General features: G+C 38.5%; 41 protein-coding genes. 39 read left to right on the top strand and 2 right to left on the bottom strand.

Going from position 1 to position 25,398, the window contains the following annotated elements; genetic code table 11:
- Window positions 1-231: 231 nt before the first annotated feature.
- Window positions 232-1,437, bottom strand: coding sequence for a CPBP family intramembrane glutamic endopeptidase (locus AAA923_RS11905; protein WP_338217389.1), 1,206 nt, complete (start codon window positions 1,435-1,437; stop codon window positions 232-234).
- A 286-nt stretch (window positions 1,438-1,723) separates the two neighbouring features.
- Here AAA923_RS11905 and rpsJ point away from each other — a divergent pair, with 286 nt between their 5' ends.
- The 36 genes from rpsJ to AAA923_RS11725 all read left to right on the top strand — a co-directional run bounded on the left by rpsJ (window position 1,724) and on the right by AAA923_RS11725 (window position 21,245).
- On the top strand, window positions 1,724-2,032 hold the full coding sequence (gene rpsJ, locus AAA923_RS11900; protein ID WP_010018513.1) for a 30S ribosomal protein S10: 309 nt from the start codon (window positions 1,724-1,726) through the stop codon (window positions 2,030-2,032).
- A gap of 31 nt (window positions 2,033-2,063) precedes the next feature.
- Window positions 2,064-2,699, top strand: a complete 636-nt coding sequence (rplC, locus tag AAA923_RS11895; RefSeq protein ID WP_041501330.1) for a 50S ribosomal protein L3 — start codon at window positions 2,064-2,066, stop codon at window positions 2,697-2,699.
- A gap of 17 nt (window positions 2,700-2,716) precedes the next feature.
- Complete coding sequence (gene rplD / locus AAA923_RS11890; RefSeq protein ID WP_041501331.1) at window positions 2,717-3,340, top strand: 50S ribosomal protein L4; 624 nt, start codon at window positions 2,717-2,719, stop codon at window positions 3,338-3,340.
- On the top strand, window positions 3,340-3,627 hold the full coding sequence (gene rplW / locus AAA923_RS11885; protein WP_041501332.1) for a 50S ribosomal protein L23: 288 nt from the start codon (window positions 3,340-3,342) through the stop codon (window positions 3,625-3,627). Before rplD ends, rplW begins: the two co-directional genes overlap by 1 nt.
- 16 nt (window positions 3,628-3,643) lie before the next feature.
- On the top strand, window positions 3,644-4,477 hold the full coding sequence (gene rplB / locus AAA923_RS11880) for a 50S ribosomal protein L2 (protein WP_338217384.1): 834 nt from the start codon (window positions 3,644-3,646) through the stop codon (window positions 4,475-4,477).
- A 35-nt stretch (window positions 4,478-4,512) separates the two neighbouring features.
- The gene (gene rpsS, locus AAA923_RS11875) at window positions 4,513-4,794 is read left to right on the top strand and encodes a 30S ribosomal protein S19 (protein ID WP_041501334.1); all 282 of its coding nucleotides are present in this window, start codon (window positions 4,513-4,515) and stop codon (window positions 4,792-4,794) included.
- Window positions 4,795-4,811: 17 nt separating this feature from the next.
- Window positions 4,812-5,165, top strand: coding sequence for a 50S ribosomal protein L22 (gene rplV, locus AAA923_RS11870; RefSeq protein ID WP_041501335.1), 354 nt, complete (start codon window positions 4,812-4,814; stop codon window positions 5,163-5,165).
- Window positions 5,166-5,182: 17 nt separating this feature from the next.
- Window positions 5,183-5,860 (top strand): 30S ribosomal protein S3, encoded by a 678-nt coding sequence (gene rpsC, locus AAA923_RS11865; protein WP_338217381.1) that lies wholly within the window; start codon window positions 5,183-5,185, stop codon window positions 5,858-5,860.
- A gap of 3 nt (window positions 5,861-5,863) precedes the next feature.
- Complete coding sequence (gene rplP, locus AAA923_RS11860) at window positions 5,864-6,295, top strand: 50S ribosomal protein L16 (RefSeq protein ID WP_041501337.1); 432 nt, start codon at window positions 5,864-5,866, stop codon at window positions 6,293-6,295.
- Entirely contained in the window at window positions 6,285-6,479 is a 195-nt protein-coding gene (rpmC, locus tag AAA923_RS11855; protein WP_041501338.1) for a 50S ribosomal protein L29, read from the top strand. The genes rplP and rpmC overlap by 11 nt, the downstream gene beginning before the upstream one ends.
- A 22-nt stretch (window positions 6,480-6,501) precedes the next feature.
- Complete coding sequence (gene rpsQ, locus AAA923_RS11850; protein ID WP_338217378.1) at window positions 6,502-6,777, top strand: 30S ribosomal protein S17; 276 nt, start codon at window positions 6,502-6,504, stop codon at window positions 6,775-6,777.
- Between the two features lie 29 nt (window positions 6,778-6,806).
- Complete coding sequence (gene rplN / locus AAA923_RS11845) at window positions 6,807-7,175, top strand: 50S ribosomal protein L14 (RefSeq protein WP_025084417.1); 369 nt, start codon at window positions 6,807-6,809, stop codon at window positions 7,173-7,175.
- Between the two features lie 32 nt (window positions 7,176-7,207).
- Window positions 7,208-7,450, top strand: coding sequence for a 50S ribosomal protein L24 (rplX, locus tag AAA923_RS11840; RefSeq protein WP_041501340.1), 243 nt, complete (start codon window positions 7,208-7,210; stop codon window positions 7,448-7,450).
- Between the two features lie 16 nt (window positions 7,451-7,466).
- A complete protein-coding gene (rplE, locus tag AAA923_RS11835; protein WP_041501341.1) occupies window positions 7,467-8,009 on the top strand; it encodes a 50S ribosomal protein L5 in 543 nt (180 codons plus the stop codon).
- A gap of 16 nt (window positions 8,010-8,025) precedes the next feature.
- Complete coding sequence (locus AAA923_RS11830; protein WP_010018530.1) at window positions 8,026-8,211, top strand: type Z 30S ribosomal protein S14; 186 nt, start codon at window positions 8,026-8,028, stop codon at window positions 8,209-8,211.
- Window positions 8,212-8,241: 30 nt separating this feature from the next.
- Entirely contained in the window at window positions 8,242-8,640 is a 399-nt protein-coding gene (gene rpsH / locus AAA923_RS11825; protein WP_041501342.1) for a 30S ribosomal protein S8, read from the top strand.
- A gap of 30 nt (window positions 8,641-8,670) precedes the next feature.
- Window positions 8,671-9,201, top strand: coding sequence for a 50S ribosomal protein L6 (gene rplF / locus AAA923_RS11820; RefSeq protein ID WP_041501343.1), 531 nt, complete (start codon window positions 8,671-8,673; stop codon window positions 9,199-9,201).
- A 16-nt stretch (window positions 9,202-9,217) separates the two neighbouring features.
- Entirely contained in the window at window positions 9,218-9,583 is a 366-nt protein-coding gene (gene rplR, locus AAA923_RS11815; protein ID WP_041501344.1) for a 50S ribosomal protein L18, read from the top strand.
- An 18-nt stretch (window positions 9,584-9,601) separates the two neighbouring features.
- Window positions 9,602-10,102, top strand: a complete 501-nt coding sequence (gene rpsE / locus AAA923_RS11810; RefSeq protein WP_041501345.1) for a 30S ribosomal protein S5 — start codon at window positions 9,602-9,604, stop codon at window positions 10,100-10,102.
- A gap of 17 nt (window positions 10,103-10,119) precedes the next feature.
- The gene (gene rpmD / locus AAA923_RS11805) at window positions 10,120-10,305 is read left to right on the top strand and encodes a 50S ribosomal protein L30 (protein ID WP_041501346.1); all 186 of its coding nucleotides are present in this window, start codon (window positions 10,120-10,122) and stop codon (window positions 10,303-10,305) included.
- A 30-nt stretch (window positions 10,306-10,335) separates the two neighbouring features.
- A complete protein-coding gene (rplO, locus tag AAA923_RS11800) occupies window positions 10,336-10,776 on the top strand; it encodes a 50S ribosomal protein L15 (protein WP_338217372.1) in 441 nt (146 codons plus the stop codon).
- Window positions 10,776-12,071: a preprotein translocase subunit SecY gene (gene secY, locus AAA923_RS11795; protein WP_338217370.1), complete on the top strand. Its 1,296-nt coding sequence runs from the start codon at window positions 10,776-10,778 to the stop codon at window positions 12,069-12,071. Before rplO ends, secY begins: the two co-directional genes overlap by 1 nt.
- 14 nt (window positions 12,072-12,085) lie before the next feature.
- Window positions 12,086-12,739 (top strand): adenylate kinase, encoded by a 654-nt coding sequence (locus AAA923_RS11790; RefSeq protein WP_338217367.1) that lies wholly within the window; start codon window positions 12,086-12,088, stop codon window positions 12,737-12,739.
- Window positions 12,740-12,835: 96 nt separating this feature from the next.
- Complete coding sequence (infA, locus tag AAA923_RS11785) at window positions 12,836-13,054, top strand: translation initiation factor IF-1 (protein ID WP_010018544.1); 219 nt, start codon at window positions 12,836-12,838, stop codon at window positions 13,052-13,054.
- 32 nt (window positions 13,055-13,086) lie between these two features.
- Window positions 13,087-13,203: a 50S ribosomal protein L36 gene (rpmJ, locus tag AAA923_RS11780; protein WP_010018546.1), complete on the top strand. Its 117-nt coding sequence runs from the start codon at window positions 13,087-13,089 to the stop codon at window positions 13,201-13,203.
- A gap of 24 nt (window positions 13,204-13,227) precedes the next feature.
- Window positions 13,228-13,593 carry a 30S ribosomal protein S13 gene (rpsM, locus tag AAA923_RS11775; protein ID WP_041501350.1) on the top strand — a complete coding sequence of 122 codons (366 nt, stop codon included), beginning with the start codon at window positions 13,228-13,230 and terminating at the stop codon, window positions 13,591-13,593.
- A gap of 21 nt (window positions 13,594-13,614) precedes the next feature.
- Window positions 13,615-14,001 carry a 30S ribosomal protein S11 gene (rpsK, locus tag AAA923_RS11770; RefSeq protein WP_041501351.1) on the top strand — a complete coding sequence of 129 codons (387 nt, stop codon included), beginning with the start codon at window positions 13,615-13,617 and terminating at the stop codon, window positions 13,999-14,001.
- Window positions 14,002-14,064: 63 nt separating this feature from the next.
- A complete protein-coding gene (locus tag AAA923_RS11765) occupies window positions 14,065-15,003 on the top strand; it encodes a DNA-directed RNA polymerase subunit alpha (protein ID WP_041501352.1) in 939 nt (312 codons plus the stop codon).
- 30 nt (window positions 15,004-15,033) lie between these two features.
- Window positions 15,034-15,414 (top strand): 50S ribosomal protein L17, encoded by a 381-nt coding sequence (gene rplQ, locus AAA923_RS11760; protein WP_041501353.1) that lies wholly within the window; start codon window positions 15,034-15,036, stop codon window positions 15,412-15,414.
- Between the two features lie 789 nt (window positions 15,415-16,203).
- The gene (locus AAA923_RS11755; RefSeq protein ID WP_338217358.1) at window positions 16,204-17,037 is read left to right on the top strand and encodes an energy-coupling factor ABC transporter ATP-binding protein; all 834 of its coding nucleotides are present in this window, start codon (window positions 16,204-16,206) and stop codon (window positions 17,035-17,037) included.
- Window positions 17,013-17,867, top strand: coding sequence for an energy-coupling factor ABC transporter ATP-binding protein (locus tag AAA923_RS11750; RefSeq protein ID WP_338217356.1), 855 nt, complete (start codon window positions 17,013-17,015; stop codon window positions 17,865-17,867). The genes AAA923_RS11755 and AAA923_RS11750 overlap by 25 nt, the downstream gene beginning before the upstream one ends.
- Window positions 17,868-17,870: 3 nt before the next feature.
- Window positions 17,871-18,668, top strand: coding sequence for an energy-coupling factor transporter transmembrane component T family protein (locus AAA923_RS11745; protein WP_338217354.1), 798 nt, complete (start codon window positions 17,871-17,873; stop codon window positions 18,666-18,668).
- Window positions 18,669-18,671: 3 nt separating this feature from the next.
- Window positions 18,672-19,418 carry a tRNA pseudouridine(38-40) synthase TruA gene (gene truA, locus AAA923_RS11740; protein ID WP_338217352.1) on the top strand — a complete coding sequence of 249 codons (747 nt, stop codon included), beginning with the start codon at window positions 18,672-18,674 and terminating at the stop codon, window positions 19,416-19,418.
- Between the two features lie 125 nt (window positions 19,419-19,543).
- Window positions 19,544-19,987, top strand: a complete 444-nt coding sequence (gene rplM / locus AAA923_RS11735) for a 50S ribosomal protein L13 (RefSeq protein ID WP_338217350.1) — start codon at window positions 19,544-19,546, stop codon at window positions 19,985-19,987.
- 13 nt (window positions 19,988-20,000) lie between these two features.
- Entirely contained in the window at window positions 20,001-20,393 is a 393-nt protein-coding gene (gene rpsI, locus AAA923_RS11730) for a 30S ribosomal protein S9 (RefSeq protein WP_338217348.1), read from the top strand.
- Between the two features lie 333 nt (window positions 20,394-20,726).
- Entirely contained in the window at window positions 20,727-21,245 is a 519-nt protein-coding gene (locus AAA923_RS11725; RefSeq protein WP_338217346.1) for a GNAT family N-acetyltransferase, read from the top strand.
- Window positions 21,246-21,278: 33 nt separating this feature from the next.
- On the opposite strand, the gene AAA923_RS11720 is transcribed toward AAA923_RS11725, so the two are convergent.
- A complete protein-coding gene (locus AAA923_RS11720) occupies window positions 21,279-22,382 on the bottom strand; it encodes a YdcF family protein (protein ID WP_338217345.1) in 1,104 nt (367 codons plus the stop codon).
- Between the two features lie 176 nt (window positions 22,383-22,558).
- Between AAA923_RS11720 and AAA923_RS11715 the strand changes: the two genes are divergently transcribed.
- The 3 genes from AAA923_RS11715 to AAA923_RS11705 are packed head-to-tail and all read left to right on the top strand — an operon-like array spanning window position 22,559 to window position 24,651.
- On the top strand, window positions 22,559-23,293 hold the full coding sequence (locus AAA923_RS11715) for a DeoR/GlpR family DNA-binding transcription regulator (protein ID WP_338217343.1): 735 nt from the start codon (window positions 22,559-22,561) through the stop codon (window positions 23,291-23,293).
- A 9-nt stretch (window positions 23,294-23,302) separates the two neighbouring features.
- On the top strand, window positions 23,303-24,127 hold the full coding sequence (locus AAA923_RS11710) for a Cof-type HAD-IIB family hydrolase (RefSeq protein WP_338217341.1): 825 nt from the start codon (window positions 23,303-23,305) through the stop codon (window positions 24,125-24,127).
- Window positions 24,128-24,144: 17 nt separating this feature from the next.
- On the top strand, window positions 24,145-24,651 hold the full coding sequence (locus AAA923_RS11705) for a macro domain-containing protein (protein ID WP_338217339.1): 507 nt from the start codon (window positions 24,145-24,147) through the stop codon (window positions 24,649-24,651).
- Window positions 24,652-25,398: the final 747 nt, after the last annotated feature.

The following is a 25,398-nucleotide window of genomic DNA, read 5'->3' as shown; positions in this document are numbered from 1 at the left end:
AAATTGTTTGAATATTAGAACCACTCATTAAAGAAGATTAACCTAGCCGGAGGAAGTTCAGAAATATAGTATGCAGTGAAAGTTGAGTTGGGACTTTAGTCCTTACTCAACGGACGACTTTGGAGACTTGCCGAACTTGCAAGGCTTCAAATCGAGGCGCGAGACCGTACTTTGGCTCGCACCGGTCCTCACAGCAGACTATATTTCTGAACTTCTGGAGGCGACCACACCCTAAAATCTATATTTAAATGACGTGTTTCTTCTATTATAAACAGCAACGAGTAACAGAATAGCTGCTAGTACGAACAATCCGGTCTCAAACACGGTTAAAAGACTGTCAACGATAGTTACCTTACCAGACATCAATTCGCCTGAGACACTGAATACTAGCGTATCAAGTAGGGTATGAAAAATCACTGGTACATAAAAGAGGTCAGTATATAAATAGATACCACACATCAACAAGCCCATGCCAAATGCAAATATCGCTTGGTTGACGGTATTAGCTAGGCTTTGTCCAGCCGATACGTTACCCAAATGAATCAAGCCAAAGCAGAGACTGCTTATTCCGGCAGCGTAAAAGATTTTATAACGACTGTTCTTGAAAGCTACTAATAAGATAGTAAGGAACGCATATCTGAATAGCAACTCCTCAGCGATACCTGCTTCTAATCCACTGAGAATAAACTGTGGTTTCCAGGAGATGCCTGAGAAGTTAAAAGTGAAGAATGATTTCAACAAACTGTTGCCACCGCCAAAAGCATTCCACATGATAAACCAGATACTTACTATTAATAGAGGAATCATAACCTTTAGACTGGCTGCTTTTGACAAACGCATCTTAGGAAATTCATATCCCCAGCGATGCATGATGAATAATGTTAAGACTAAAAACATCACAGCTCCCAGAAAGGCTGAATTGGTGATTGCACCAATAAAAGGATTGAAGTAGAGGATTGTGCCATATGTGACGATGCTTGAAGCACCCATGGCAACTACTTCAAATAGAAAGAAGACTATCAATAGTTGCAGTAACTTATTCCTGATTCTTCCATAAAAGACAATCGTATATGGAATATACATGACTAGCATTGATACGAGTAACAAACCAATCGAACTAGGTAAGTTCCAATTGTATAGATGCATCGTGGCATTGATCAAGTAGAAGTATGATTCCGCAATGATAAAAACTTGGAAGAACAATTGAAAAATGAAATTCATCCGCTCGAGAATTTTTTCGGGATTGGGTTTGATGTACAGAGCCAACAGATTAAGAATAATTGGACCGAATAGATATAAGTTCTTTGTTGCTGCACTGTAGCTAAAGATAAAGAGAGCATTCAGGATTACTTGGGTCTTGAACAAAATAAAATAAAGTTTATCTTTATTATTTGTTGGAAACCTGTTATTATAACTAAATTCGAGATTATTATTCAAATCACACCTCCACGTTTTCTTTTAGAGTATAGTTGAAAATCAGGTTTTAAGAAAGCGGCAAACAATTAAAAAAAAGTTTGATTTTAACTTGAAAATGTGGAGTTCACCGTGTAGTATTATAAGAGTGCTTATTTCATATAGAAGTATGTACCAAATTGATATTAAAATAATATCGACGGCTTAGAAGTGAGAGGTTGCGACACACCCGGCCGCTTTGCCACGGCAGGGCTGTTGGAAATTTTCACGGAGCCGGTCATCTTGAAAGAGATAAAAAGGAGGTAACCCCATGGCAAGTCAAAAGATTCGCATTCGTTTGAAGGCTTATGAACATCGTATTCTAGATCAATCAGCTGACAAAATCGTGGAAACAGCAAAAAGAACTGGAGCTCAAATTTCAGGTCCAATTCCATTGCCTACAGAACGCTCACTATATACAGTGCTAGCTTCACCACATAAGCACAAGGATTCTAGAGAGCAATTCGAAATGCGTACACATAAAAGACTTATCGACGTTGTTAACCCAACAAAGAAGACGGTTGATTCACTTATGAAGTTGGATCTACCATCTGGTGTTGACATTGAAATTAAATTATAATTATTAAAAATAAATTATTGGAGGTGCAAACATGGCCAGAAAAGGAATTCTTGGTAAAAAAGTCGGAATGACTCAAATTTTCACTGACAACGGTGAACTTGTTCCCGTAACAGTTGTTGAAGCAACACCAAACGTTGTTATGCAACTTAAAACAGTTGAAAATGATGGTTATGAGGCCGTTCAACTAGGTTTTGAAGATAGACGCGAAGTCCTATCAAACAAACCAGCCAAAGGTCATGCAGAAAAGGCAAATACAACTCCTAAACATTACATTCGCGAATTCCGCGATGTTGAAATGGGAGACTATGAATTAGGTGCCAACGTTACAGTTGATACATTTAATTCTGGTGATATTGTCGACGTTACAGGTACAACAAAGGGACATGGTATGCAAGGTAACATTAAGATGTTTGGACAAGCTCGTGGTCCTGAAACTCACGGTTCTAGATATCACCGTATTGCTGGTTCAATGGGTGCTATCATCAACCGTGTCTTCAAGGGTAAGATGCTTCCAGGTGTCATGGGTAACAACCGTGTTACTACACAAAACCTTGAAATCATTAAAGTTGATGCTGAACGTAATGCAATCATGATTAAGGGAAATGTTCCCGGTGCTAACAAATCGTTAGTTAAAATTCAAACAGCTATTAAAGCTAATCAAAAATAGGAAGGAGGAACTGAGTTATGACAAAAATCACAGCTTACAAAGATAATGGTGCTGAAAACGGTGCTGTTGAAGTAAAAGACACAATCTTTGGTATTGAACCAAACAACAGTGTTGTTACAGATGCAGTACTTATGCAACGTGCATCAATGAGACAAGGTACTCATGATGTTAAGAACCGCTCTGAAGTACGTGGTGGTGGTAGAAAACCATGGCGTCAAAAGGGTACAGGACGTGCTCGTCAAGGTTCAATTAGATCACCTCAATGGGTAGGTGGTGGTGTCGTATTCGGCCCTACACCAAGATCTTATGCATATCACCTTCCTAAGAAGGTTAGCCGTTTGGCATTGAAGTCTGTACTTTCACAAAAGGCTGCTGACGGTAACGTAATCGTTATTGACTCAATTTCATACGACAAACCAAGTACAAAGGCTTTTGCACAATTACTAAATACAGTAGGTGCTGACAACAAAGCTCTTGTAGTTCTTGAAGATGGTAACGACAACGTTGCTTTATCAGCTAGAAACATTGATAAAGTTACAGTTGTTGCTCCAGAAGGTGTCAACGTACTTGACGTTATTAACGCTAACAAGTTAGTTGTTACACAAGCAGCACTTTCTAAGATTGAGGAGGTGCTTGGATAATGAGCGCAAGAGACGTAATTATTCGCCCCGTTGTAACTGAAAGCTCAATGGATGCTATGAGCGACAAGAAATATACTTTCGATGTTGCCTTAGATGCTAACAAGGTTCTTGTTAGACAAGCTGTTGAAGAAGTTTTCGGTGTTAAAGTTAAACAAGTAAATATCATGAATGTTTCTGGTAAGAAGAAGCGCCAAGGTCGTTATGTTGGTTTTACAGCAAAACGTCGTAAGGCTATTGTTACTCTTACTGCTGATTCAGATGAAATTAAGATTTTTGACGAAGAATAAATAAGGAGGTCCAATAATGGCGATTATCAAGTATAAACCAACCACAAACGGTCGTCGTAATATGACAGGTTCTGACTTTTCCGAGATCACTAAGACAACTCCTGAAAAGACACTTCTAGAATCTCAAAGCCATACTGCTGGTCGTAATTCATATGGTCATATTACAGTTCGTCACCGTGGTGGTGGACACAAACAAAAGTACCGTGTTATTGATTTCAAACGTATTAAAGATGATGTAAAAGCTACAGTTAAGTCAATTGAATATGATCCTAACCGTACAGCTAATATTGCACTTATTCAATATGCAGATGGTGTTAAATCATACATCTTAGCTCCTAAGGGTCTTGAAGTAGGACAAACTATTCAATCTGGTAAAGATGCAGATATCAAACCAGGTAACTCTTTACTACTTTCAGATATTCCTGTTGGTACAACAATTCACAACGTTGAATTGAAGCCAGGCAAGGGTGGCCAAATTGGTCGTTCAGCTGGTACAGCAATCCAATTGCTAGGTAGAGATGGAAAGTATTCAATCTTACGTTTGCCTTCTGGTGAAGTTCGTTTGGTTCTTTCAACTTGCCGTGCATCTATCGGTTCTATCGGTAATGAACAACATGAACTAATTAAGATTGGTAAAGCTGGTCGTAAGCGTTGGTTAGGTATTAGACCTACAGTTCGTGGATCAGTTATGAACCCTAACGATCACCCACACGGTGGTGGTGAAGGTAAAGCTCCTATCGGTCATCCATCTCCTATGTCACCATGGGGTAAGAAGACTCTTGGTAAGAAAACTCGTTCAACTCATGCCAAATCTGAAAAGCTTATCGTTCGTCACAGAAAAGGTAAGTAGACTATTCATTAGAATAATTATAAGGAGGACATAAGATGAGTCGTAGTTTAAAAAAAGGACCATTCGCTGATGCACATCTTTTAAAGAAGATTGATGCACAAGCAGATTCTGACAAGAAGTCAGTTATCAAGACATGGTCAAGACGTTCAACAATTTTTCCTAGTTTCGTAGGATATACAATCGCAGTTCATGATGGACGTAAGCATGTTCCAGTTTATATCCAAGAAGATATGGTTGGACACAAGTTAGGCGAATTCGTACCTACACGTACATTCCATGGTCACGCAACAGATGACAAGAAGACAGTTAAGAAATAAGAAGGGAGACTTAAATGATGGCAGAACAAGAAATTACATCTGCAACAGCTAAAGTTACTAACGTGCGTATTGCACCTCGTAAAGCTCGCCTTGTTATTGATCTTATCAGAGGCAAGCAAGCTGCTGAGGCACTTGCAATTTTGCAATTCACACCTAGAGCAGGCTCTCCAATTATTGCTAAAGCTCTTAAGTCAGCAATTGCAAACGCAGAACATAACTTTGATTTAGATGCACAAAACTTATTCGTTAGCGAAGCTTTCGTAGACGAAGGACCAACTCTAAAACGTTTCCGTCCTAGAGCTAAAGGTTCAGCATCACCAATTAACAAGAGAACAAGTCACATTACAGTAGTTGTAAGTGAAAAAGAATAGTATTGGAGGTAACTTGAGTGGGTCAAAAGATTAATCCAGTCGGATTCCGTGTCGGTGTTATCCGTGACTGGGATGCCAAATGGTATGCAAACAATAAAGACTTTTCAACATTTTTACACGAAGACCTTAAGATTCGTAAGTATATTGAAGACAAACTTTCAAATGCTTCTGTCTCAAGAATCGAAATCGAACGTACTGCAAAGAACGTTACAGTTTCAATTCATACTGCTAAACCTGGTATGGTTATCGGTAAGGGTGGTTCTGAAGTTGAAAAATTACGTAATGAACTAAACAATTTAACTAAGAGAAGTATTCACATCAACATCATCGAAATCAAGAAACCTGATCTAGATGCAAAACTTGTTGGTGAAAGTATCGCTCGTCAACTTGAAGCTCGTATTGCTTTCAGACGTGCACAACGTCAAGCAGTTCAACGTTCAAGACGTGCCGGTGCTAAAGGTATCAAGGTACAAATTTCTGGTCGTTTAAACGGTGCCGATATGGCTCGTCGTGAATGGCATACAGAAGGAACTGTTCCTTTGCACACATTGCGTGCTGATATCGATTATGCTTGGGTTGAAGCAAAGACAACTTATGGTAATTTAGGTGTTAAAACTTGGATCTACCGTGGTGAAGTTCTTCCTGCAAAGCCACAACATAATAACGAACCAAAAAATGAAGGGAAAGGAGAATAATCTATGCTAGTACCAAAACGTGTAAAACACCGTCGTGAATTCCGTGGAAAGATGCGCGGAGAAGCTAAAGGTGGAAAAGAAGTTGCATTTGGTGAATATGGTTTGAAGGCACTTGATTCAAGCTGGATCACAAACAGACAAATTGAAGCATCTCGTGTTGCTATGACTCGTTACATGAAGCGTGGTGGTAAGGTTTGGATTAAAATCTTCCCTCATAAATCATACACTGCTAAGGGTGTAGGTGTTCGTATGGGTAATGGTAAAGGTGCTCCAGCTGGTTGGGTAGCCCCAGTTAAACGCGAAAAGATTTTGTTTGAAATCGGTGGCGTTTCTGAAGAGGTTGCTCGTGAAGCTTTAAGACTTGCATCACACAAACTACCCGTAAGAACTAAGTTTGTAAAACGTGAGGAAGTAGGTGGCGCTGATGAAGGCTAGTGAAATCAAAGAGCTTACTGCTGCTCAATTGCAAGACAAAGTTAAAGAATATAAAGAAGAACTATTCAACTTGCGTTTCCAACAAGCCACAGGCCAATTGGAAAACACAGCTCGTTTAAAGGCTGTAAGAAAGAACATTGCAAGATTAAGAACAGCTCAAAACCAAAAGAATAACGAAAATTAATAGACAGGAAGGGGACATCAAGTTGAGCGAAACACAAGAAACTCGTAACCGTCGTAAGGTATATCAAGGACGCGTCGTTTCAGATAAGATGGATCAAACAATCGTTGTAGTTGTTGAAACTACTAAACAACATCCAGTTTATGGAAAACGTGTTAGATATTCTAAGAAGTATTACGTTCAAGACGATAACAACGAAGCAAAAGTTGGAGATGTTGTACGTATCATGGAAACTCGACCTTTGTCAAAGACAAAGCGCTTCCGTTTATTAGAAATCGTCGAAAAAGCAGTCAAAATCTAGACTATAACTGATGAGAGGAGGGCCTAAACGTGATTCAACAAGAAAGTCGTCTAAAAGTTGCAGATAATTCTGGAGCTCGTGAAATTCTAACAATCAAAGTTCTTGGTGGTTCAAACCGCAAGACAGCTAATATTGGTGATATTATCGTCGCTACTGTTAAACAAGCAACACCAGGTGGCGTTGTTAAAAAGGGTGACGTTGTTAAAGCTGTAATCGTAAGAACTGTATCAGGTGCTCACCGTACAGATGGTTCTTACATCAGATTTGACGAAAACGCCGCAGTTATTATTAATGCTGATAAAACACCTAGAGGAACACGTATCTTCGGACCCGTTGCTCGTGAACTACGTGATAACGATTTTATGAAGATCGTATCCCTAGCACCAGAAGTGCTATAAAAAGAACAATTAAATTCAGGAGGTGCTGATTAGTGTTTGTAAAAACTGGAGACAATGTCAAAGTTATTGCAGGTGACGCTAAAGGCAAGACAGGTGTAGTTAAACAAGCTATTCCTTCTGCTAACAAAGTAATCATCGAAGGCGTTAACGTTGTAAAGAAACACTCAAAGGCAAGCAGCACTCAACCCCAAGGCGGGATTGTTGATGTTGCAAGACCTATTAGCGCAACTAACGTTAAAGTTGTAAGTAAAACAACTGATAAAGAAGATAAATAAGAAAGGAGAAAACTAAATGGTTAACGCATTAAAAGAAAAGTACGTTAGCGAAATCACACCATCAATGATGAAGAAGTTCAACTATTCTTCAATCATGGAAGCACCTAAGGTTGAAAAAATCGTTTTGAACATGGGTGTTGGTGATGCTATTGCTAACTCAAAGAATCTTGACGAAGCTGTTGAAGAATTAGGCTTGATTGCTGGTCAAAAACCTTTGATCACAAAAGCTAAGAAATCAATCGCTACATTCAGACTTCGTGAAGGTATGTCAATCGGTGCTAAGGTTACACTTCGTGGTGACCGTATGTATGACTTCCTTGACAAACTAATCAACATTGCTTTACCACGTGTTCGTGACTTCCGTGGTGTATCAACACGCTCATTTGATGGTCGTGGTAACTACACACTCGGTGTTAAAGAACAATTGGTTTTCCCAGAAATTGACTACGATAAGGTTAACAAAATTCGTGGATTGGACATCGTTATTGTTACAACTGCTAACACCGATGAAGAATCACGTGAACTATTAACTCAAATCGGTATGCCATTCACAAAATAAATAGGAGGTAAATTCATTGGCTAAGAAATCACAAATCGTACGTAATCACAGACCTGCAAAGTTCTCATCACAAGCTTATACACGTTGCGAACGCTGTGGACGTCCACATTCCGTATATCGTAAATTTAAGCTTTGCCGACTTTGCCTTCGTCAATTGGCTCATGAAGGTCAAATCCCTGGTATGAAAAAAGCTAGCTGGTAAGATTTTTAATATAAAAAGGAGGCAAATCAAATGGTCATGACAGATCCTATTGCAGATTACTTAACACGTATTCGTAATGCAAACATGGTTAAACATGAATCTCTAGACATTCCTGCTTCAAATATCAAGAAGAGTATGTCAGAAATTCTTAAGAATGAAGGATTTATCAAGAATTACGAAGTTATCGAAGATAACAAACAAAACGTACTTCGTATTTTCTTAAAATATGGTAAAGATCAACAACGCGTCATTTCAGGCTTGAAACGTATTTCAAGACCAGGTCTACGTAGTTATGTTGATTCAGATAACGTGCCAAAGGTTCTTAATGGATTAGGTATCGCTATTCTTTCAACTTCAAAAGGTGTTATTACTGACAAAGAAGCCCGCGCTCAACACGTTGGTGGAGAAGTAATCGCTTATATTTGGTAATATACTTATAAAGTAAGGAGGTGCACTAATTTGAGTCGTATCGGTTATAAAGTAATTGAAATTCCTGCAGGAGTTACAGTTACTCAAAAAGATGAAAACATCACTGTTAAAGGCCCTAAGGGTGAATTAACAAGAGAATTCAATTCAAAGATCAAGTTGACAATCGAAGGAACAGAAGCTAAGTTCACACGTGAAAGCGATAATGATAAAGCTCTTCACGGAACAATGCGTTCAAACCTTAACAACATGATCATTGGTGTAACAGAAGGTTACGAGAAAAAACTTGAACTACGAGGTGTTGGTTACCGTGCACAAGTTAAAGGTGACACACTAACACTTTCCGTTGGTTACTCACATCCAGTTGTTATGGATGCACCAAAGGGTATCAAGATCGAATCTCCTTCAAATACAGAAATTAACATTCTAGGTATTTCAAAGCAAAAGGTTGGTCAATTTGCTGCTGAAATCCGCGATGTACGTTCTCCAGAACCTTATAAAGGTAAAGGTATTCGTTATGTTGGCGAATATGTACGTCGTAAAGAAGGTAAAACTGGTAAATAGTAAATAAATCTATGAGGTGAAAATTGTGATTACAAAACCAGACAAAAACAAAGCACGTCAAAAACGTCAAAAACGTATCCGTGCCAAAATCTCTGGTACTGCTGAGCGCCCACGCTTAAACGTATTCCGTTCGAATAAAAACATTTACGCTCAAATTATTGATGACGTAAAGGGTGTAACGCTAGCAAGTGCCTCAACTCTTGATAAAGAAATTAAAGATGGTTCAAAAGTTGAACAAGCTACAGCTGTAGGTGCATTAATTGCACAAAAAGCACAAGAAGCTAAAATTAGTAATGTAATCTTTGATCGTGGTGGTTACTTATATCACGGACGTGTTCAAAGTCTTGCTGAAGCTGCTCGTGAAAATGGGCTAAAATTCTAGAAGGAGGAAACCAAATTTATGACATATATCGATCCATCTCAATTAGAATTAGAAGATCGCGTTGTCTCAATCAACCGTGTTACTAAGGTTGTTAAAGGTGGACGCCGTCTACGTTTTGCTGCTATCGTAATCGTTGGTGACAAGAATGGTCACGTAGGTTTTGGTACTGGTAAAGCTCAAGAAGTTCCAGAAGCTATTCGTAAAGCTGTTGAAGATGCTAAAAAGAACCTTATCAACGTTCCTATGGTTGGTTCAACAATTCCTCATGAAGTTATCGGTACATTCGGTGCTGGTAAGATCATGTTGAAACCTGCTGAAGAAGGTTCTGGTATTGCTGCTGGTGGTGCTGTTCGTGCCGTTATCGAATTATCAGGTGTTGGTGATGTTACAAGTAAGTCACTTGGTAGAAACACACCAATCAACGTAATTCGTGCAACAATTGCTGGATTAAAACAACTTAAGACTGCCGAAAGCGTTTCTGAAATGCGCGGAATCTCAGCCCAAGAATTGCTTAACTAGAAGAAAGGTGTGTAATAATGGCTAAACTTAAAATTACTCTAATTAGAAGTGCAGCTCACCGCCTTCCTGCTCAACGTAAAACTGTAAAGGAATTGGGACTCGGAAGAGTTTCAAGTTCTGTTGTTAAGCCGGATGATGCTGCAATTCGTGGTGCTGTACGTAAAATCGCTCACTTAGTAAGCGTTGAAGAAGTTAAAGATTAATAAAATTACAAGAGATTAGGAGGTGCAATAATGGAACTAAACGAACTTAAGCCAAGTGCAGGCTCAAGACACTCAAGAAAGCGTCTAGGTCGTGGTACTTCAAGTGGTACAGGTAAAACTGCTGGTCGTGGTCAAAAAGGTCAATTGGCTAGATCAGGTGGTAAGACACGTATTGGTTTTGAAGGTGGACAAATGCCTTTGTTCCGTCGTATGCCAAAACGTGGATTCAATAACATCAACCGCAAGGAATATGCTATTGTCAACCTAAGTGAATTAAGTAAGTTTAATGATGGTGCTGAAGTTAATGTTGAAACATTAAAGGCAGCAGGAATCGTTAAGAAACAATATAATGGTATTAAGTTGCTTGCTAACGGTGAGGTTAGTGCTAAGTTAACTGTTAAAGTTGCTAAGAGTTCAGCCGCAGCTACTAAAGCAATTGAAGCCGCTGGTGGCACTGTAGAGGTGATCTAATGCTTGGAACTATCAGAGATGCTCTAAAGGTAAAGGAAATCCGTAAGAAGATTCTATTTACCTTGATGTTACTTGTTATATATCGTTTGGGATCACAAATCACAGTGCCTGGCGTTAATGCTGCGGCAATGGATAAGGTTGGATCTACTGGTTTGGTTCCTTTATTGGATACCGTTACCGGTGGTGGTCTTTCAAACTACTCTATTTTCTCAATGGGTGTTTCACCATTCATTACGGCCCAAATCGTTGTGCAACTTCTACAAATGGACATTGTTCCTAAATTTGTTGAATGGAGCAAACAAGGTGAAGTTGGTCGTAGAAAGTTAAATCAAGTAACGAGATATTTGACGATTGTTTTAGGTTTTGTTCAGTCAATCGGTATTACTGCCGGTTTTAACCAATTAAGTGGTTTGGGATTAGTTAAATCTCCTAATATGAGAGCCTTCATTACTATCGGTATTATCTTAACTGGTGGTACGATGCTTCTTACTTGGATTGGTGAGCAGATTACTGACAAAGGTTTGGGTAATGGAGTTTCCGTAATTATCTTCGCTGGTATTATTGCTAGATTCCCTAATGGAATCAAACAAATTTACCGTGATTATATTACGAACGCTAGCTCTGCAGATCTTGCAAAAAATATCGGATTCTTAGTTGGCCTTGTAGTCATCATCTTGATTGTTGTGCAATTTGTTACTTATGTTCAACAAGCAAGTAGAAGAATTCCTATTCAATACACAAGACGTGCAGCAGGTAGTGGTAGTGAAAGTTTTCTACCATTGAAGGTTAACGTTGCTGGTGTTATTCCTGTTATCTTCGCTAGTTCATTTATTGTTACGCCTCAAACAATTTTGATGGCATTCCAAGCAAATCACAGTGGAGATCAATGGTATCAAGTATTAACAGAAATATTCAGTATGCAAACTACAACAGGTTCGATCATTTATACATTGTTGATTGTATTATTTACATTCTTCTATGCATTTGTTCAGGTAAATCCCGAAAAGCTTGCAGAAAACCTACAAAAGCAAGGGGCTTATATCCCTGGCATTTGGCCTGGTAATGAAACAATCAAGTTCATGTCAGGTGTATTGATGAAGCTATCAACCGTCGGAGCTGCGTTCCTAGGTTTGGTTTCATTGCTTCCATTATTAGCAGCTAACTTGTTCAATCTTCCTCAATCCATCGGATTAGGTGGTACGAGTTTATTGATCATCGTTGGTGTTGCTTTGGAAATGGATCGTCAATTACGTGGTCTTTTGATGAAACGTGAATACGTTGGATTTATTAGATAATTGGAGATGTGACAATGAATATTGTATTGATGGGGTTACCCGGTGCTGGTAAAGGTACTCAAGCAGAAAAGATTGTTGAAGATTTTAAAGTTGTTCATATTTCAACTGGTGACATGTTTAGAGCAGCCATGGCTAACAAGACAGAAGTTGGTTTAAAGGCTAAAGGGTTCATCGATAAAGGTGAACTTGTTCCTGATAATGTTACCGAAGCTATCGTCGAAGAACGTTTAGCTGAAGATGATGTTCAAAAAGATGGATATATGTTAGATGGATTTCCGAGAACTCTTGAACAGGCTAACGCTTTACAGACAATTGCAAAGAATGTAAACAAACCGATAGATGCTGTCATCTATATCGATGTTAAGCCTGAAGCATTAGTTGATCGCTTATCTGGAAGATATATTTGTTCTAATTGTGGAGCAACATATCATAAAATCTATAACCCTACTAAGGTAGAAGGTACATGTGACGTCTGTGGCGGCCATGACTTCTATCAACGTGAGGACGACAAGCCTGAGACTGTTAAGAATAGATTGAAAGTTAATATTGAAATGAATACACCATTAATTGATTTTTACGACAAGTTACACTTGTTGCACAAGATCAATGGTGAACAGGAAATAGATGAAGTTTATAACGAAGTTAAGAAAGTTTTACAAAACTTGTAAAACTTTTTGCTTTGATTGTTTACATGTACGGAAAATTATTGTATAATTCGCCAGTATATGCAGAAATAATTTCATCCCGTATGGAGGTTAATATCTTTGGCAAAAGAAGATGTCATTGAAGTAGAAGGCACAATTTCAGAAACATTGCCTAATGCGATGTTTAAGGTAAAACTTGAAAATGGTGCTACAGTTCTAGCCCATGTATCAGGTAAAATCCGTATGCACTACATTAGAATTTTACCCGGTGATAAGGTTACCGTGGAATTATCCCCTTATGATTTAACCAAGGGAAGAATTACATATAGATATAGATAATAAGTTTTTTAATGGAATGGAGGTTCCACAATATGAAAGTAAGACCATCCGTTAAACCTATGTGCGAACACTGTAAAGTAATTAAGAGACGCGGTCGCGTCATGGTTATTTGCTCTGCAGATCCAAAGCACAAACAAAGACAAGGATAATAAAAATAGGAGGTGTAGTGATCAATGGCTCGTATAGCAGGTGTAGATTTACCTCGTGATAAGAGAATCGTTATCGCCCTTACATACATTTTTGGTATTGGCGAAACAACAGCTCAAAAAGTGCTAAAAGATGCAGGCGTATCTGAAGATATTCGTACAAGAGATTTAACTCCTGACCAAGAAGATAAAATTCGTGCAGAAGTTGATAATGTACGTGTCGAAGGTGACTTACGTCGTGAAGTAAGCATGAACATCAAGAGACTACAAGAAATTGGCTCATATCGTGGTATGAGACATCGTCGTGGATTGCCCGTTCGTGGACAAAACACAAAGAACAATGCAAGAACTCGCAAGGGTAAGAAAACTACCATTGCAGGTAAGAAGAAGTAATAATAAGATAGGAGGTTAATCATGGCACAAAGTAAAGGTCGTAAGCGCCGTACTAAGAAGCATATTGAAGCTGGTGTTGCACATATCCACTCAACTTTCAATAACACACTTGTTATGATCACTGATGTTAACGGTAATGCCGTTTCATGGTCATCAGCTGGTGCACTTGGATTCAAAGGTAGTCGTAAATCAACACCATTTGCCGCACAAATGGCTGGAGAAGCAGCTGCTAAGGAATCAATGGAACATGGTATGAAAACAGTCGAAGTAGCTGTTAAGGGTCCTGGTTCAGGTCGTGAAGCTGCAATCCGTTCATTACAAGCTACTGGTTTGGAAATTACTGCTATTCGTGATGTTACACCAGTTCCTCATAATGGTTCTCGTCCTCCAAAGCGTCGTCGTGTATAGAATGGTTGTATACCCATATGAACTAAGCTACACACATTTCGTTTTGAAAGGGGAACTAACCGAATGATCGAATTTGAAAAGCCATCTATTACTTCTGTTGAAGAAAGTAGTAGTTACGGTAAATATATTATCGAACCGCTTGAAAGAGGTTATGGTACAACTTTGGGTAATTCATTACGTAGAGTTTTATTAGCATCATTACCTGGTACTGCGGTATCTGATATTCAAATAGACGGTGTATTGCATGAATTCTCAGCTATTGATGGCGTAATTGAAGACGTTACACAAATCGTGCTTAACGTTAAAAAATTAAAGCTTAAGTCTTACGCTGAAGACAGTTTAAAAGCCGAAATCGACATTGTCGGTCCCGCCACTGTTACAGCCAACGATATCAAAGCTGATGATGACTTGGAAATCCTCGATCCAGAACAATTTATTTGTACTGTTGCTGAGGGTGGACACTTCCACATGCAAATGACAATTAAAAATGGTCGTGGATATACTCCTGCAGAACAAAATAAGACGGACGAAACACCTATTGGTGTTCTTCCAGTTGACTCAATTTTTACACCTGTAGAAAAAGTTAACTATCAAGTTGAAAACACTCGTGTGGGTAAGAGAAACGACTTCGACAAATTAACAATCGATATCTGGACAAATGGTTCAATTGGACCACGCGAAGCTATTAGTTTGTCAGCTAAGATACTTACAGAACATTTAACAAGTTTTGTAAATCTTACTGAAGAAGCTAAGAGTGCTGACATGATGATCGAAAAAGAGGAAACTCAAAAAGAAAAGAAACTTGAAATGACTATTGAAGAACTTGATTTATCAGTTCGTTCATATAATTGTTTGAAGCGTGCCGGTATTAATACTGTGCAAGAGCTTACTGAAAAGTCCGAAGCAGATATGATGCGTGTTCGTAACTTAGGACGTAAATCACTTGTTGAGGTTAAAGAAAAGCTTGCTGATCTTGGATTATCATTGAAGCAAGAAGACTAATAATATCAAATTCAAACAGGAGGTATAGACATGGGCTACCGCAAATTAGGACGTAACAGTTCACAAAGAAAAGCAATGTTACGCGATTTAACTACTGATTTAATCATTAATGAACATATTGTTACAACTGAGACTCGCGCTAAAGAAATCAGTCGTACAACAGAAAAAATGATAACCTTAGGTAAACGCGGAGATTTGCATGCTCGTCGCCAAGCTGCTGCTTATGTTAGAAACGAAGTTGCTAACATTACAGAAGATGATGACGCAGTTGTTGTTCAATCAGCTCTTCAAAAATTATTCAGTGATATTGCACCTCGTTACAAAGAACGTAATGGTGGATACACACGTATTTTGAAGACAACTCCACGCCGTGGAGATGCAGCTCCAATGGTTATTATTGAATTAGTTTAATAATAATTGTTTATTAATAATTAAAAAATCAGTCATTCTGATAAATTAGTGAGTGTTAAGATGATGGTCGTTTTCGGCTAAGTCTATCTCTGAGATCCTTGTCAAAGGGGACACTAATTTGTCGAATGATTTTTTTTTACCCAATTTTTGGTATTATATAGCTAGTAGTATGCCGTTTCCAGAGCCGAGAGTATTCATCTGCTGCGCGGAACGGTCCGAGCCAAAGAGCGGTCTCGAACCTCGATTGAAGCCTTACCACAGACCGGTAAGTCTCCAATACGTCCGGTGGTGTAATGGCTAAAGCCATAACGCCACTTTCGCTGCATATGAATACTCTCGGCTCTTCCAACTAGTTATTCTTTATATCATTGGATATGGAATAATATTGTGTTTGATTATTGAAATATTAATTTGACTCCTTTTCGTGAATCTATATGGATGAAGACATAATGCATAATTTGAGGTTGAATGAATCAAATTAGATATAATAATTACTAGTAATACCAACTATTACAAATTGTTTAGTGTTAAATTGAATATTCATGAGATAATTTGTACAAAAAGAAAACCAATTAGTCGGAAGGGAAGATAGTATTAACCGGCTGTGGGTGTGGCGTTATGGCTTCAGCCATTACACCACCGGGCGAGTTTGAAGACTTGCGGTCTATGCAAGGCTTCAAACCGAGGTTCGAGACCGCTCTTTGGCTCGGACCGGTCCGCATAGCAGGTTAATACTATCTTCCCTGGAGACAACTTTTAATATATAACACATTTTCAGGGGAGACACTTTTGGAAAAAATTATTTCAATTAAAGACTTAAATTATACATATCCAGAAGCTAAACGCTCAGCTATCAAGGATTTGTCGCTCGATATTTATAAAAATGAGTGGCTATCAATTGTTGGGAAGAACGGTAGTGGTAAGTCGACACTGACCAAATTGATTGACGGTTTGATTGAAGCTGATTCCGGAACCATTGCAGTTGATGGACAGGTAATTAATGAGAAAAATATTTGGGAAGCCCGTACCAAAATTGGTATTATCTTTCAGAATCCAGATCACCAATTTGTTGGGGCAACGGTAGAAGACGATGTGGCATTTGGCCTAGAGAATCAAGGTATGCCACGCGAAGAGATGGTCAAAGCAGTTGATGAAGCATTATCTTTGGTCAAGATGTCTGATTTTAAGGAGCGTGATCCACAGTCGCTGTCAGGTGGTCAAAAGCAGCGTGTGGCTATTGCTGGTGTCTTAGCTACGAAGCCACAAATCGTTATTATGGACGAATCGACTAGTATGTTGGACCCTGATGGGCGTAAAACTGTCTTAAATTTAGTCAAACAATTACGTAGTCAACAAGACTTGACTATTATTTCAATCACACATGATATTGAAGAAACTGAATTGTCGCAGAGAATCGTTGTTTTGAATGATGGTCAGATTGTTAGTGATGGTAAACCAGAAGAAATCTACGATTTAGGGGCTGATTTGCAGAAATTTGGCCTTGAGGAGCCATTTACGAGCGAATTGGTATCAACACTAAGGGACACGATTAAATTGCCTGACAGCTATTTAAACGAAGAGGAGCTAAAGGAACAATTATGGAAATTACATTCGAACATGTAACACATTCGTATAACCCTGATAGTCCGACAGCTAGTCTGGGTTTAGATGACGTTTCATTCAAGATTCAAGATAAGAAGTTTACAGCGATTGTTGGTCAAACTGGTAGTGGGAAATCAACTTTGGTCAGACATATCAATGCTCTTTTGAAGCCTACTTCAGGCACAATTACAGTTGGAGATAGAGTTATTACTCCCGAAACGAATAATAAGAATCTCAAGTCATTACGTAAACAAGTCGGTATGGTTTTCCAATTTCCAGAAAGTCAGTTGTTTGAAGATACTGTGGAAAAAGATATCATGTTTGGACCAATGAATTTTGGCGCCAGTGCTGATGAAGCTAAAGCTGCTGCACGCAAGATGATTAAATTAGTCGGTTTAGACGAATCTTTGTTGGAACAGTCACCATTTGACTTATCCGGTGGACAAATGCGTCGTGTGGCTATTGCAGGTGTTTTAGCGAGTGATCCAGAAACAATCATCTTGGATGAACCCACTGCCGGACTTGATCCAGTGGGACGTCAGGAGATTATGGACTTGTTTAAGAGCTTGCAGCAAGAAGGTAAGACAATTATCCTGATTACGCATAATATGGACGATGTGGCTAACTATGCGGAAGAAATGGCAGTTATCCACCGTGGAAAACTGATTGCTACAGGGGTTCCACAAGAAGTTTTCAACAACCAGAAATTATTGCAAGAGGATTTACTGACTTTACCTAAGAGTGCGGCCTTTGCTAAAGAATTAACTGAAAAAGGTTTCTCATTTGAGAAGCTGCCGATTACAATTAATGAGTTAGGAACTGAGATTGAACAACAGTTAAATGGTGATTAAGTAATGGATAAGATAATTTTGGGGAGATACTTACCAGGGGATTCACTAGTTTATCGCTTAGATCCGCGTGGTAAGTTCTTATTAACGTTCTATTTTGTGGGGATAGTTTTTCTGGCCAATAATGTAGCTTCATATGCATTCTTATTGGCATTCGTTTTATTTGCGGTCTTTTTGTCAAAAATTAATTTAGGTTTCTTTCTCAAAGGATTAAAACCAGTATTTTGGCTGATTCTATTCACGGTCGCGTTGCAATTGCTATTCACCCCGAGTGCACATCCACTGTTGCATTGGGGTATCTTCACGTTTTCTAAGGAAGGTTTAGTCATTGCAGGTTATATTTTTATCAGATTTATATTAATTATTTTTATTTCGACATTATTAACATTGACGACGACACCAATCGAGATTTCCGATTCAATCGAGAGCATTCTCAAGCCATTGAAGAAAATTAATTTTCCGGTGACTCAAGTTGCTTTAATGTTGTCGATTGCATTGCGATTCGTGCCTTTATTGGTTGATGAAACAACGAAAATCATGGATGCTCAGCGTGCACGTGGGGTTGATTTTGGTGAGGGTGGTTTGATTAAACGTATCAAATCATTCGTACCTATCCTGATTCCACTGTTTGTCAGCAGTTTTTCGATTGCCTATGATTTAGCGATTGCGATGGAGTCACGTGGTTATAAAGACGGCGAAGGACGTAGCAAATACCGTGTTCTCAGCTGGGATAAACGTGATAATATCATGGTGCTATTCATGGCAGCAGTAACAGTTATTCTATTATTTTTACGGAGCTATTAATTTATGACAAGATACAAATTAACCATTGCTTACGATGGTACTAAGTTCCATGGTTTTCAGCGCCAAAATGAGTTACGTACTGTTCAAGGCGTGATGGAAAAAGCTTTGATGAAGATGACTAAAGGGCAACACCTTGACGTCGTCGGTTCTGGTAGAACAGATGCTGGCGTTCATGCTTTTGGACAGGTGATTCACTTTGATTATCCAGGGCAAATTCCAGCCGAAAATATGTTACGGGCACTTAATTCACTCATGCCATTAGATGTTTTGGTAAAAAATGCTGAAATTGTTGACGAAAATTTTCATGCTCGATTTGGTGTTAAGAAAAAAACTTATCAATATCGGGTGGATTGTGGACATTATACAGATCCGTTCAAAAGGTTTTACACAGGGCATTATCCTTATACTCTGTCTGTGGATAAAATTCAGATTGCCTTAAAGGATCTTGAAGGTGAACACGATTTCACGAGTTTTGCAGCATCGGGTGGAGTGATAGAAAATAAAGTTAGGACTATCTATTCTGCTACATGTGTGTATAATAAGAACAATGACGAATTAGTTTTCGAATTTACAGGCAATGGCTTCCTATATAATATGGTTAGAATCTTAGTTGCTACTCTGTTAGAGATTGGTAATGGGCGTAGGGATGTTCACGACTTCTTGAGGTTGTTCCAAGTGAAGAACCGCCAAGAGGCACGTGGCACAGCTCCGGCAAGTGGTCTATATTTAAAAGAAGTTTTTTACGAATAATCTGTGGATAAATATTGACTTAGGGTCGAAATCACAGTATTATTGTAACTGGTATTGTTTGCCCCACGATAGGCCCCGGAAACTTATTGAGTGTCAAACAGACGTAGAAACTGGAGGAAATTAAAGTGCGTACAACACCATTAGCAAAAGCAAGTGAAGTTGAACGTAAATGGTATGTAATCGACGGTGAAGATGTTGTCTTAGGTAGACTTTCATCAGTTGTTGCTTCTATTCTTAGAGGTAAGAACAAACCAACTTACACACCTAACGTTGATACAGGTGATAATGTTATTGTCATCAATGCAGATAAAGTTAGATTAACAGGTAAAAAGGCTAAGAATAAGATTTATTATTCTCACTCAGATCACCCAGGTGGGTTGAAGAGTATTAGTGCCGGCGAAAAGAGAGCTACAAAGCCAGAGCGCTTCGTTGAAGATTCAATTCGTGGCATGTTGCCTAAGAACACACTTGGTCGTATGGAATTCAAGAAGTTGCATGTATATGCAGGTTCTGATCACAGCCACCAAGCACAAAATCCAGAGATGTTGGATATCAACAAACTAATTTAAGGAGGAAAAGAATTTGGCACAAGTATCATACGCCGGAACAGGTCGTCGCAAGGACTCAGTTGCTCGTGTACGCCTAGTACCCGGAAACGGAAAGATTACTATCAACAAACGTGATGTCAAAGATTACATTCCTTTTGACAATTTGATTGCTGATATGAAACAACCTTTAGATGTTACTGAAACAGCAGACAGCTATGACGTTATTGCTAACGTTAACGGTGGAGGCTTCTCAGGACAAGCTGGAGCAATTAGACATGGTATCGCTAGAGCGCTACTTGACGTTGATCCTGATTTCAGACCATCACTCAAGGCAGCCGGCTTCTTAACACGTGACCCTCGTATGAAGGAACGTAAGAAACCAGGTCTTAAGAAAGCCCGTAAGGCTTCACAATTCTCAAAACGTTAATATTTCTATTTTCAGTTTTGGATACAAAAACATCTCTCGGTGTGAGGGATGTTTTTTTTGTTTTCTTTTATGCCGCCGAAGGCTGGCAGTAATGTAGGTTGCTGTGTGATCGACGTGAGCCAAGGTCTCACGCCTCGATTTTGAGCTTTGCAAAAATCGCAAATCTCAAAATACGTCAGTGGAGTAAGGACTAAAGTCCTAACACCACTAGCACTGCTGTCTACATTACTGCCAGCCTTCGGCTAGTTTTTTAAAATTATTGAAGTTTACTTATCGCTTTTAAGTAGAGTAATATTGATAATAATAGATACACGTTAAGAGGGAGATTTATAAATGTTAGAGATTGATAAGTTATCCACAAGTTATCAAGTTAAGAAATTAACTCCACGTGATGCTGATCATGCGTTGAAATTGGTTCAGAGTAATCAAAATTTCTTTAATTTCTGTCCGCCAGCCCCAACTCGTCACAGTATTTTGGAAGATATGAAGGTTGTTCCAGCAGACAAAACTTTGGATGATAAATATTATTTAGGTTATTTTGATGGTGATAAATTGGTTGCCATTTTGGACTTAATAACTGACTATCCAGCTCCTAAAGACGCTTGGATCGGCTTTTTCATGGTTGATTCTGAATATCAAGGACAAGGAATTGGTTCTAAAATTATTGCTGATTTAGAGACAGTTTTGGAGAATAGTGGTTTGGTAAGAATTGAATTAGCTTTTCCTAAAGGGAATGAACAGAGTCAAAAATTTCTTTTGAAGAATAAATTTCAATCGATGAATCGAGAGGTTCCAGTTCCTGGTTATACAATGGTGATTATGGAAAAAGTTTTCCACAAGGATAATAAATAAAAAAAATCGTAGAATTAATTTTCTACGATTTTTTTATTTGGCCACGATATCTGTATAAATTGTAATTCCCATCATTATTAGAATACCAATACCGATTAAACCTATAACTATCATGTGACGTTTCTTATTCATCAAGAAAACAGCGATGAATTCACGGATCAAAGCGTTAGGTAAGAAGTAAAGTCTAGTTGGAGCACCGACGCCGTTGGCTGCAAGTCCTGCCATCTTGGCATACAGACCAGCGCGGAAGATGTGATAATTATTACTGAAGAATTTGATATAAGCATTGTCAGCTCCGTAATCCTTTTGAATAATAGCGTTTGAAAATTGCATGTTCTGTAAGGTATTACGAGATTTGTCTTCTAAGATAACTAAGTCCTCGTGCCAGCCATGCGCAATTGCGTAATCAGCCATCGCTCTAGCTTCAGACAACTTTTCATCAGGTCCTTGTCCACCGGAGAAAACAATCTTTGGTGCTGGACGACCCTTTTTAATCTGCTTGTTAGCGAATTTAATAGCCGCGTCTATCCGATTACCTAATAGTTTTGAAACAGTTTCACCGTTGATTAAACCGGCTCCTAGGACAATTAGATAGTTAGCTTTATAACGCCGTGGTAAGAATTGATATAAAAATGCACTAGCTAAATAATTATATGAACAGAGCATTATATATAAGCCGATTACAGGTAAGCCTGAGATCAAAGTGTTGAACCAGCCTGGTAGGAATTTCGAATGACTTGCTATGACACTATTGGCAAACCACAATGCGATTAGAAAAATTGCTAAAAATAATGTCAGCATATTTGAAACTGTATGGCTTTCGCGTTTCCAAACGACGATGGCATTCCACAACAGCAACGCCCACATGAACAGCATTACTAAACCAATTCCAAGCAGTATTAAAACAAATAGAACTCCCATGACGACAATGAATTCCTGATTGCCGGTACTGAAGATAAGTACTGCCAGCTCTGCTAAGAATGTAATGAAGAAGATGGTAAAAGTTATCCCATGGATTAGTCTACGTGGTTCCTTAAGCCAGAAATATAAGAATAGTCCGAATATAACGAGTGTGGCTAGTCCCAAATACAGAGAGATTTGCTGCAGTTCCTTGATATACGGAGAAATTTCATTCATAAAATCACCTCACTATAAAAAATATGTTTCCCCCTGAAATAATCATATTAATTTTATCATAAGGAAGTATTTAGTCCGAATGAAAACCTGTTGTTTTAAGTAGTACAACTTATAAATACTTAATATTACCTACAAATACATATAAAGATGCTAAAATACTTATAAGAGGTGGAAATATGTATCAAGAACAACGTTTAGAAGAAATTTTAAAACTATTGCGTGTGGATAATGTTCTGACAACTGAACAGATGATTGAGCATTTTCAGGTTTCTCGTGATACGGTCAGACGTGATTTTGCTAAGCTATCGCAAGCAGGCAAAGTCAAACGGGTTCACGGCGGAATCATGCAGTTGCCTGCTAATAATGAGATAGTTTCATTTAATGATCGATTGGATGAATTTAGTGATGCCAAGAAACATATTGCTGAGTTGGCTCAAACGTTTATTCAAGCTCAAGGTACGTATTTTTTTGACGTGTCGACAACGGTTTTAAAACTAGCTCAAATAGTCGATACTAAGGCCACGATTTATACACATTCGTTGGATAACTCCATTATGTTGAGCGGAAACCCTGATATTGAGTTGCATGCTCTAGGAGGAAAATTCTTTACGAAGAATCGTTTCTTTTATTCATTGAATGAAGCTGAAATTTTAAAACATATCAATTTTGATGTGGCATTCATTGGGGCTGCTGGATTGAAGGATGGGCAAGTTAGTTTTGAAGATCAAGAAGATGCCTATATTAAACAATTGATTATGAAGAATGCAAAAGTCAAAATTTTATTGGCTGAAAATACTAAGTTTGCCAAGAAAGCAACTTATTCAATCGGCAGTTTATCCGATTTCGACTATTTCATTACCGATATTAAACCGAGCGCAGAAGTGATGGCAACAACGACTGTTAAATATTGAGGAGGTAAGATGATGATGGATATTAGATTAATCTTGAGCGATATTGATGGCACGATTTTAAATGATGACAATATAATTGACACAGGCTTAAAACAGGCTGTGAAGCAACTTCGTCAAAAGAATGTGCCATTTGTGCTAGCGTCTGCTCGTTCGCCTGAAGGGATGTTACCAATTGCCAAAGGACTCGGGGTTTTAGACAATCCAATTGCATGTTATAACGGCGCTTTGGTGGTTAAAGACCTTGATAAAAAAGACTTTACAACTATCTTGAATCATGAACTTGAGATTAATGACGTTAAAAGAATTAATGATATTATTCAGAAACAGTATCCCACCGTTTCGGTAAATCTGTATTCAGGTTCAGATTGGTATGTTAATAGTATCGACAAGTGGGTAAAGATTGAAGCAGACATTACTAAATTGACTCCGATTGTAACGGATATCGAACGGTTGATTTCAGCACACAAAGTCCCAGTACATAAGCTTTTGTTAATTGGTGATCCAGATGAAATTAGTCAGGTTTTGCATGAACTTCATAACGGTGAATTTACGAACAGTTCATTCTATCTATCCAAACCAAACTATCTTGAAATTACTAATAGCCATGTTTCTAAAGAAAAAGCTTTGCGAGAGTTAGCTAAGGTGTATGGATTATCACTTGATAAAACTATGACTTTAGGTGATAACTTCAATGATGTGCCGATGTTAAAACTGGCTGGATTAGGTGTAGCAATGCAAAATGCGCCAGTTGAGGTCAAGAAGTGTGCTAACGTGGTAACAGAGTCTAATAATAAAAATGGCGTTTCCAAGGCCATTGAAAAATATGTTTTGTAATGAAAGAAGTAAGCGTTATGGAGAAAGTTTCAATTATTAGAGGAGATATTTCTTATTTACCATTTCACGTAGATGCAATCGTTAATGCGGCAAATAGTGCTTTAGTTCCAGGCGGTGGAGTTGACGGAGCATTAAATCGTAAAGCCGGCCCAAATCTAGGCCGTGATATGTTGAAATTTGGCGGAACACCAACGGGTACAGCAGTTTATACAAAAGCATATGATTTGAACGCTGACTATGTAATCCATGCAGTCGGTCCCCGTTATAACGATGGTGAACATGGTGAAAAACAACAATTGATCGATGCATATGCGGCATCAATGAAGATTGCTCAAAAGTTAGAAGCTAATTCAGTCGCAATACCATTTCTAAGCACTGGCATATACAGTTATCCATTGGAAGAAGCAATCAGGGTGGCGCTAGATACCGTTATGAAATTCAACCTAGATGCTAAGGTTTATTTTGTAGCGTTTGATGATACAACAGAAAAATTAGCTAAGAAGTATTTGGAAAGTAAGAACTAGAGCATGAGATCCTTTTGTATATATACTTCTTTTCAAGATACAGATATATCTACTATTTATTAGTTATGGAAAATACACTAGTCTCCGGTTGTTAAGTAATGCATACGGCTGTGGTAGTGGTGTTAGGACGGTGTTCTTCCGGCCTTACTCCACTGACGTATTTTGAGATTTGCGGTTTTTGCAAAGCTCAAAATCGAGGCGCGAGACCTTGGCTCGCACCGGTCACATAGAAGTGACATTACTTAACAACCGGAGACGGCATTTTCTAATTAGATTAAAATAATTCAAATAAACCTATTGACAAATATTCAGTTAAGCTTTAATCTCTTAACAACAAATCAATTCGTCCATAAACCAATGAGATGGAAGTCAAGATTATCGTGCACGCCCAGAGAGTTGCCGGTGCTGAGAATGGCAATCGAACGCAGATAGTTAAATGGACCATCGAGGGTCTCTCCGAAAAGCTTTGAGTACGGGAGAACGTTAGGCATACGTAAGTTGTCGGAGGGATGTTGGTCCCTCGCTAAGAGTAGTGGGTGATAGATAGTGAGTATTTTTTGCGATACGCGCAGACTATCGATCCGTTAAAACAAGGTGGCACCGCGGAAAATCCGTCCTTTAAAGGTTCTTTGTCAAATCGTATTGATGAATGATTTTGAGCCTAAAGCACCTCTTAATTGAGGTGCTTTTTCTATGCACAAATCAGTCTTATTCTTTTAAGCAAGTGGTCAAGATTTCTGAACCCAT

The organism is Companilactobacillus muriivasis, assembly GCF_036246245.1.
In the GTDB taxonomy this organism is placed as follows: domain Bacteria; phylum Bacillota; class Bacilli; order Lactobacillales; family Lactobacillaceae; genus Companilactobacillus; species Companilactobacillus muriivasis.
This window is presented reverse-complemented; position numbering and strand designations above follow the sequence as displayed.

Excerpts from the sequence above, each read along its gene's own strand:
- rpsJ (WP_010018513.1), top strand. The coding sequence starts at position 1,724 with ATGGCAAGTCAAAAGATTCGCATTCGTTTGAAGGCTTATGAACATCGT.
- rplC (WP_041501330.1), top strand. The coding sequence starts at position 2,064 with ATGGCCAGAAAAGGAATTCTTGGTAAAAAAGTCGGAATGACTCAAATT.
- rplD (WP_041501331.1), top strand. The coding sequence starts at position 2,717 with ATGACAAAAATCACAGCTTACAAAGATAATGGTGCTGAAAACGGTGCT.
- rplW (WP_041501332.1), top strand. The coding sequence starts at position 3,340 with ATGAGCGCAAGAGACGTAATTATTCGCCCCGTTGTAACTGAAAGCTCA.
- rplB (WP_338217384.1), top strand. The coding sequence starts at position 3,644 with ATGGCGATTATCAAGTATAAACCAACCACAAACGGTCGTCGTAATATG.
- rpsS (WP_041501334.1), top strand. The coding sequence starts at position 4,513 with ATGAGTCGTAGTTTAAAAAAAGGACCATTCGCTGATGCACATCTTTTA.
- rplV (WP_041501335.1), top strand. The coding sequence starts at position 4,812 with ATGGCAGAACAAGAAATTACATCTGCAACAGCTAAAGTTACTAACGTG.
- rplP (WP_041501337.1), top strand. The coding sequence starts at position 5,864 with ATGCTAGTACCAAAACGTGTAAAACACCGTCGTGAATTCCGTGGAAAG.
- rpmC (WP_041501338.1), top strand. The coding sequence starts at position 6,285 with ATGAAGGCTAGTGAAATCAAAGAGCTTACTGCTGCTCAATTGCAAGAC.
- rplE (WP_041501341.1), top strand. The coding sequence starts at position 7,467 with ATGGTTAACGCATTAAAAGAAAAGTACGTTAGCGAAATCACACCATCA.
- rpsH (WP_041501342.1), top strand. The coding sequence starts at position 8,242 with ATGGTCATGACAGATCCTATTGCAGATTACTTAACACGTATTCGTAAT.
- rpsE (WP_041501345.1), top strand. The coding sequence starts at position 9,602 with ATGACATATATCGATCCATCTCAATTAGAATTAGAAGATCGCGTTGTC.
- rpmD (WP_041501346.1), top strand. The coding sequence starts at position 10,120 with ATGGCTAAACTTAAAATTACTCTAATTAGAAGTGCAGCTCACCGCCTT.
- rplO (WP_338217372.1), top strand. The coding sequence starts at position 10,336 with ATGGAACTAAACGAACTTAAGCCAAGTGCAGGCTCAAGACACTCAAGA.
- secY (WP_338217370.1), top strand. The coding sequence starts at position 10,776 with ATGCTTGGAACTATCAGAGATGCTCTAAAGGTAAAGGAAATCCGTAAG.
- AAA923_RS11790 (WP_338217367.1), top strand. The coding sequence starts at position 12,086 with ATGAATATTGTATTGATGGGGTTACCCGGTGCTGGTAAAGGTACTCAA.
- rpmJ (WP_010018546.1), top strand. The coding sequence starts at position 13,087 with ATGAAAGTAAGACCATCCGTTAAACCTATGTGCGAACACTGTAAAGTA.
- rpsM (WP_041501350.1), top strand. The coding sequence starts at position 13,228 with ATGGCTCGTATAGCAGGTGTAGATTTACCTCGTGATAAGAGAATCGTT.
- rpsK (WP_041501351.1), top strand. The coding sequence starts at position 13,615 with ATGGCACAAAGTAAAGGTCGTAAGCGCCGTACTAAGAAGCATATTGAA.
- AAA923_RS11765 (WP_041501352.1), top strand. The coding sequence starts at position 14,065 with ATGATCGAATTTGAAAAGCCATCTATTACTTCTGTTGAAGAAAGTAGT.
- rplQ (WP_041501353.1), top strand. The coding sequence starts at position 15,034 with ATGGGCTACCGCAAATTAGGACGTAACAGTTCACAAAGAAAAGCAATG.
- AAA923_RS11750 (WP_338217356.1), top strand. The coding sequence starts at position 17,013 with ATGGAAATTACATTCGAACATGTAACACATTCGTATAACCCTGATAGT.
- AAA923_RS11745 (WP_338217354.1), top strand. The coding sequence starts at position 17,871 with ATGGATAAGATAATTTTGGGGAGATACTTACCAGGGGATTCACTAGTT.
- truA (WP_338217352.1), top strand. The coding sequence starts at position 18,672 with ATGACAAGATACAAATTAACCATTGCTTACGATGGTACTAAGTTCCAT.
- AAA923_RS11725 (WP_338217346.1), top strand. The coding sequence starts at position 20,727 with ATGTTAGAGATTGATAAGTTATCCACAAGTTATCAAGTTAAGAAATTA.
- AAA923_RS11720 (WP_338217345.1), bottom strand. The coding sequence starts at position 22,382 with ATGAATGAAATTTCTCCGTATATCAAGGAACTGCAGCAAATCTCTCTG.
- AAA923_RS11715 (WP_338217343.1), top strand. The coding sequence starts at position 22,559 with ATGTATCAAGAACAACGTTTAGAAGAAATTTTAAAACTATTGCGTGTG.
- AAA923_RS11710 (WP_338217341.1), top strand. The coding sequence starts at position 23,303 with ATGATGATGGATATTAGATTAATCTTGAGCGATATTGATGGCACGATT.
- AAA923_RS11705 (WP_338217339.1), top strand. The coding sequence starts at position 24,145 with ATGGAGAAAGTTTCAATTATTAGAGGAGATATTTCTTATTTACCATTT.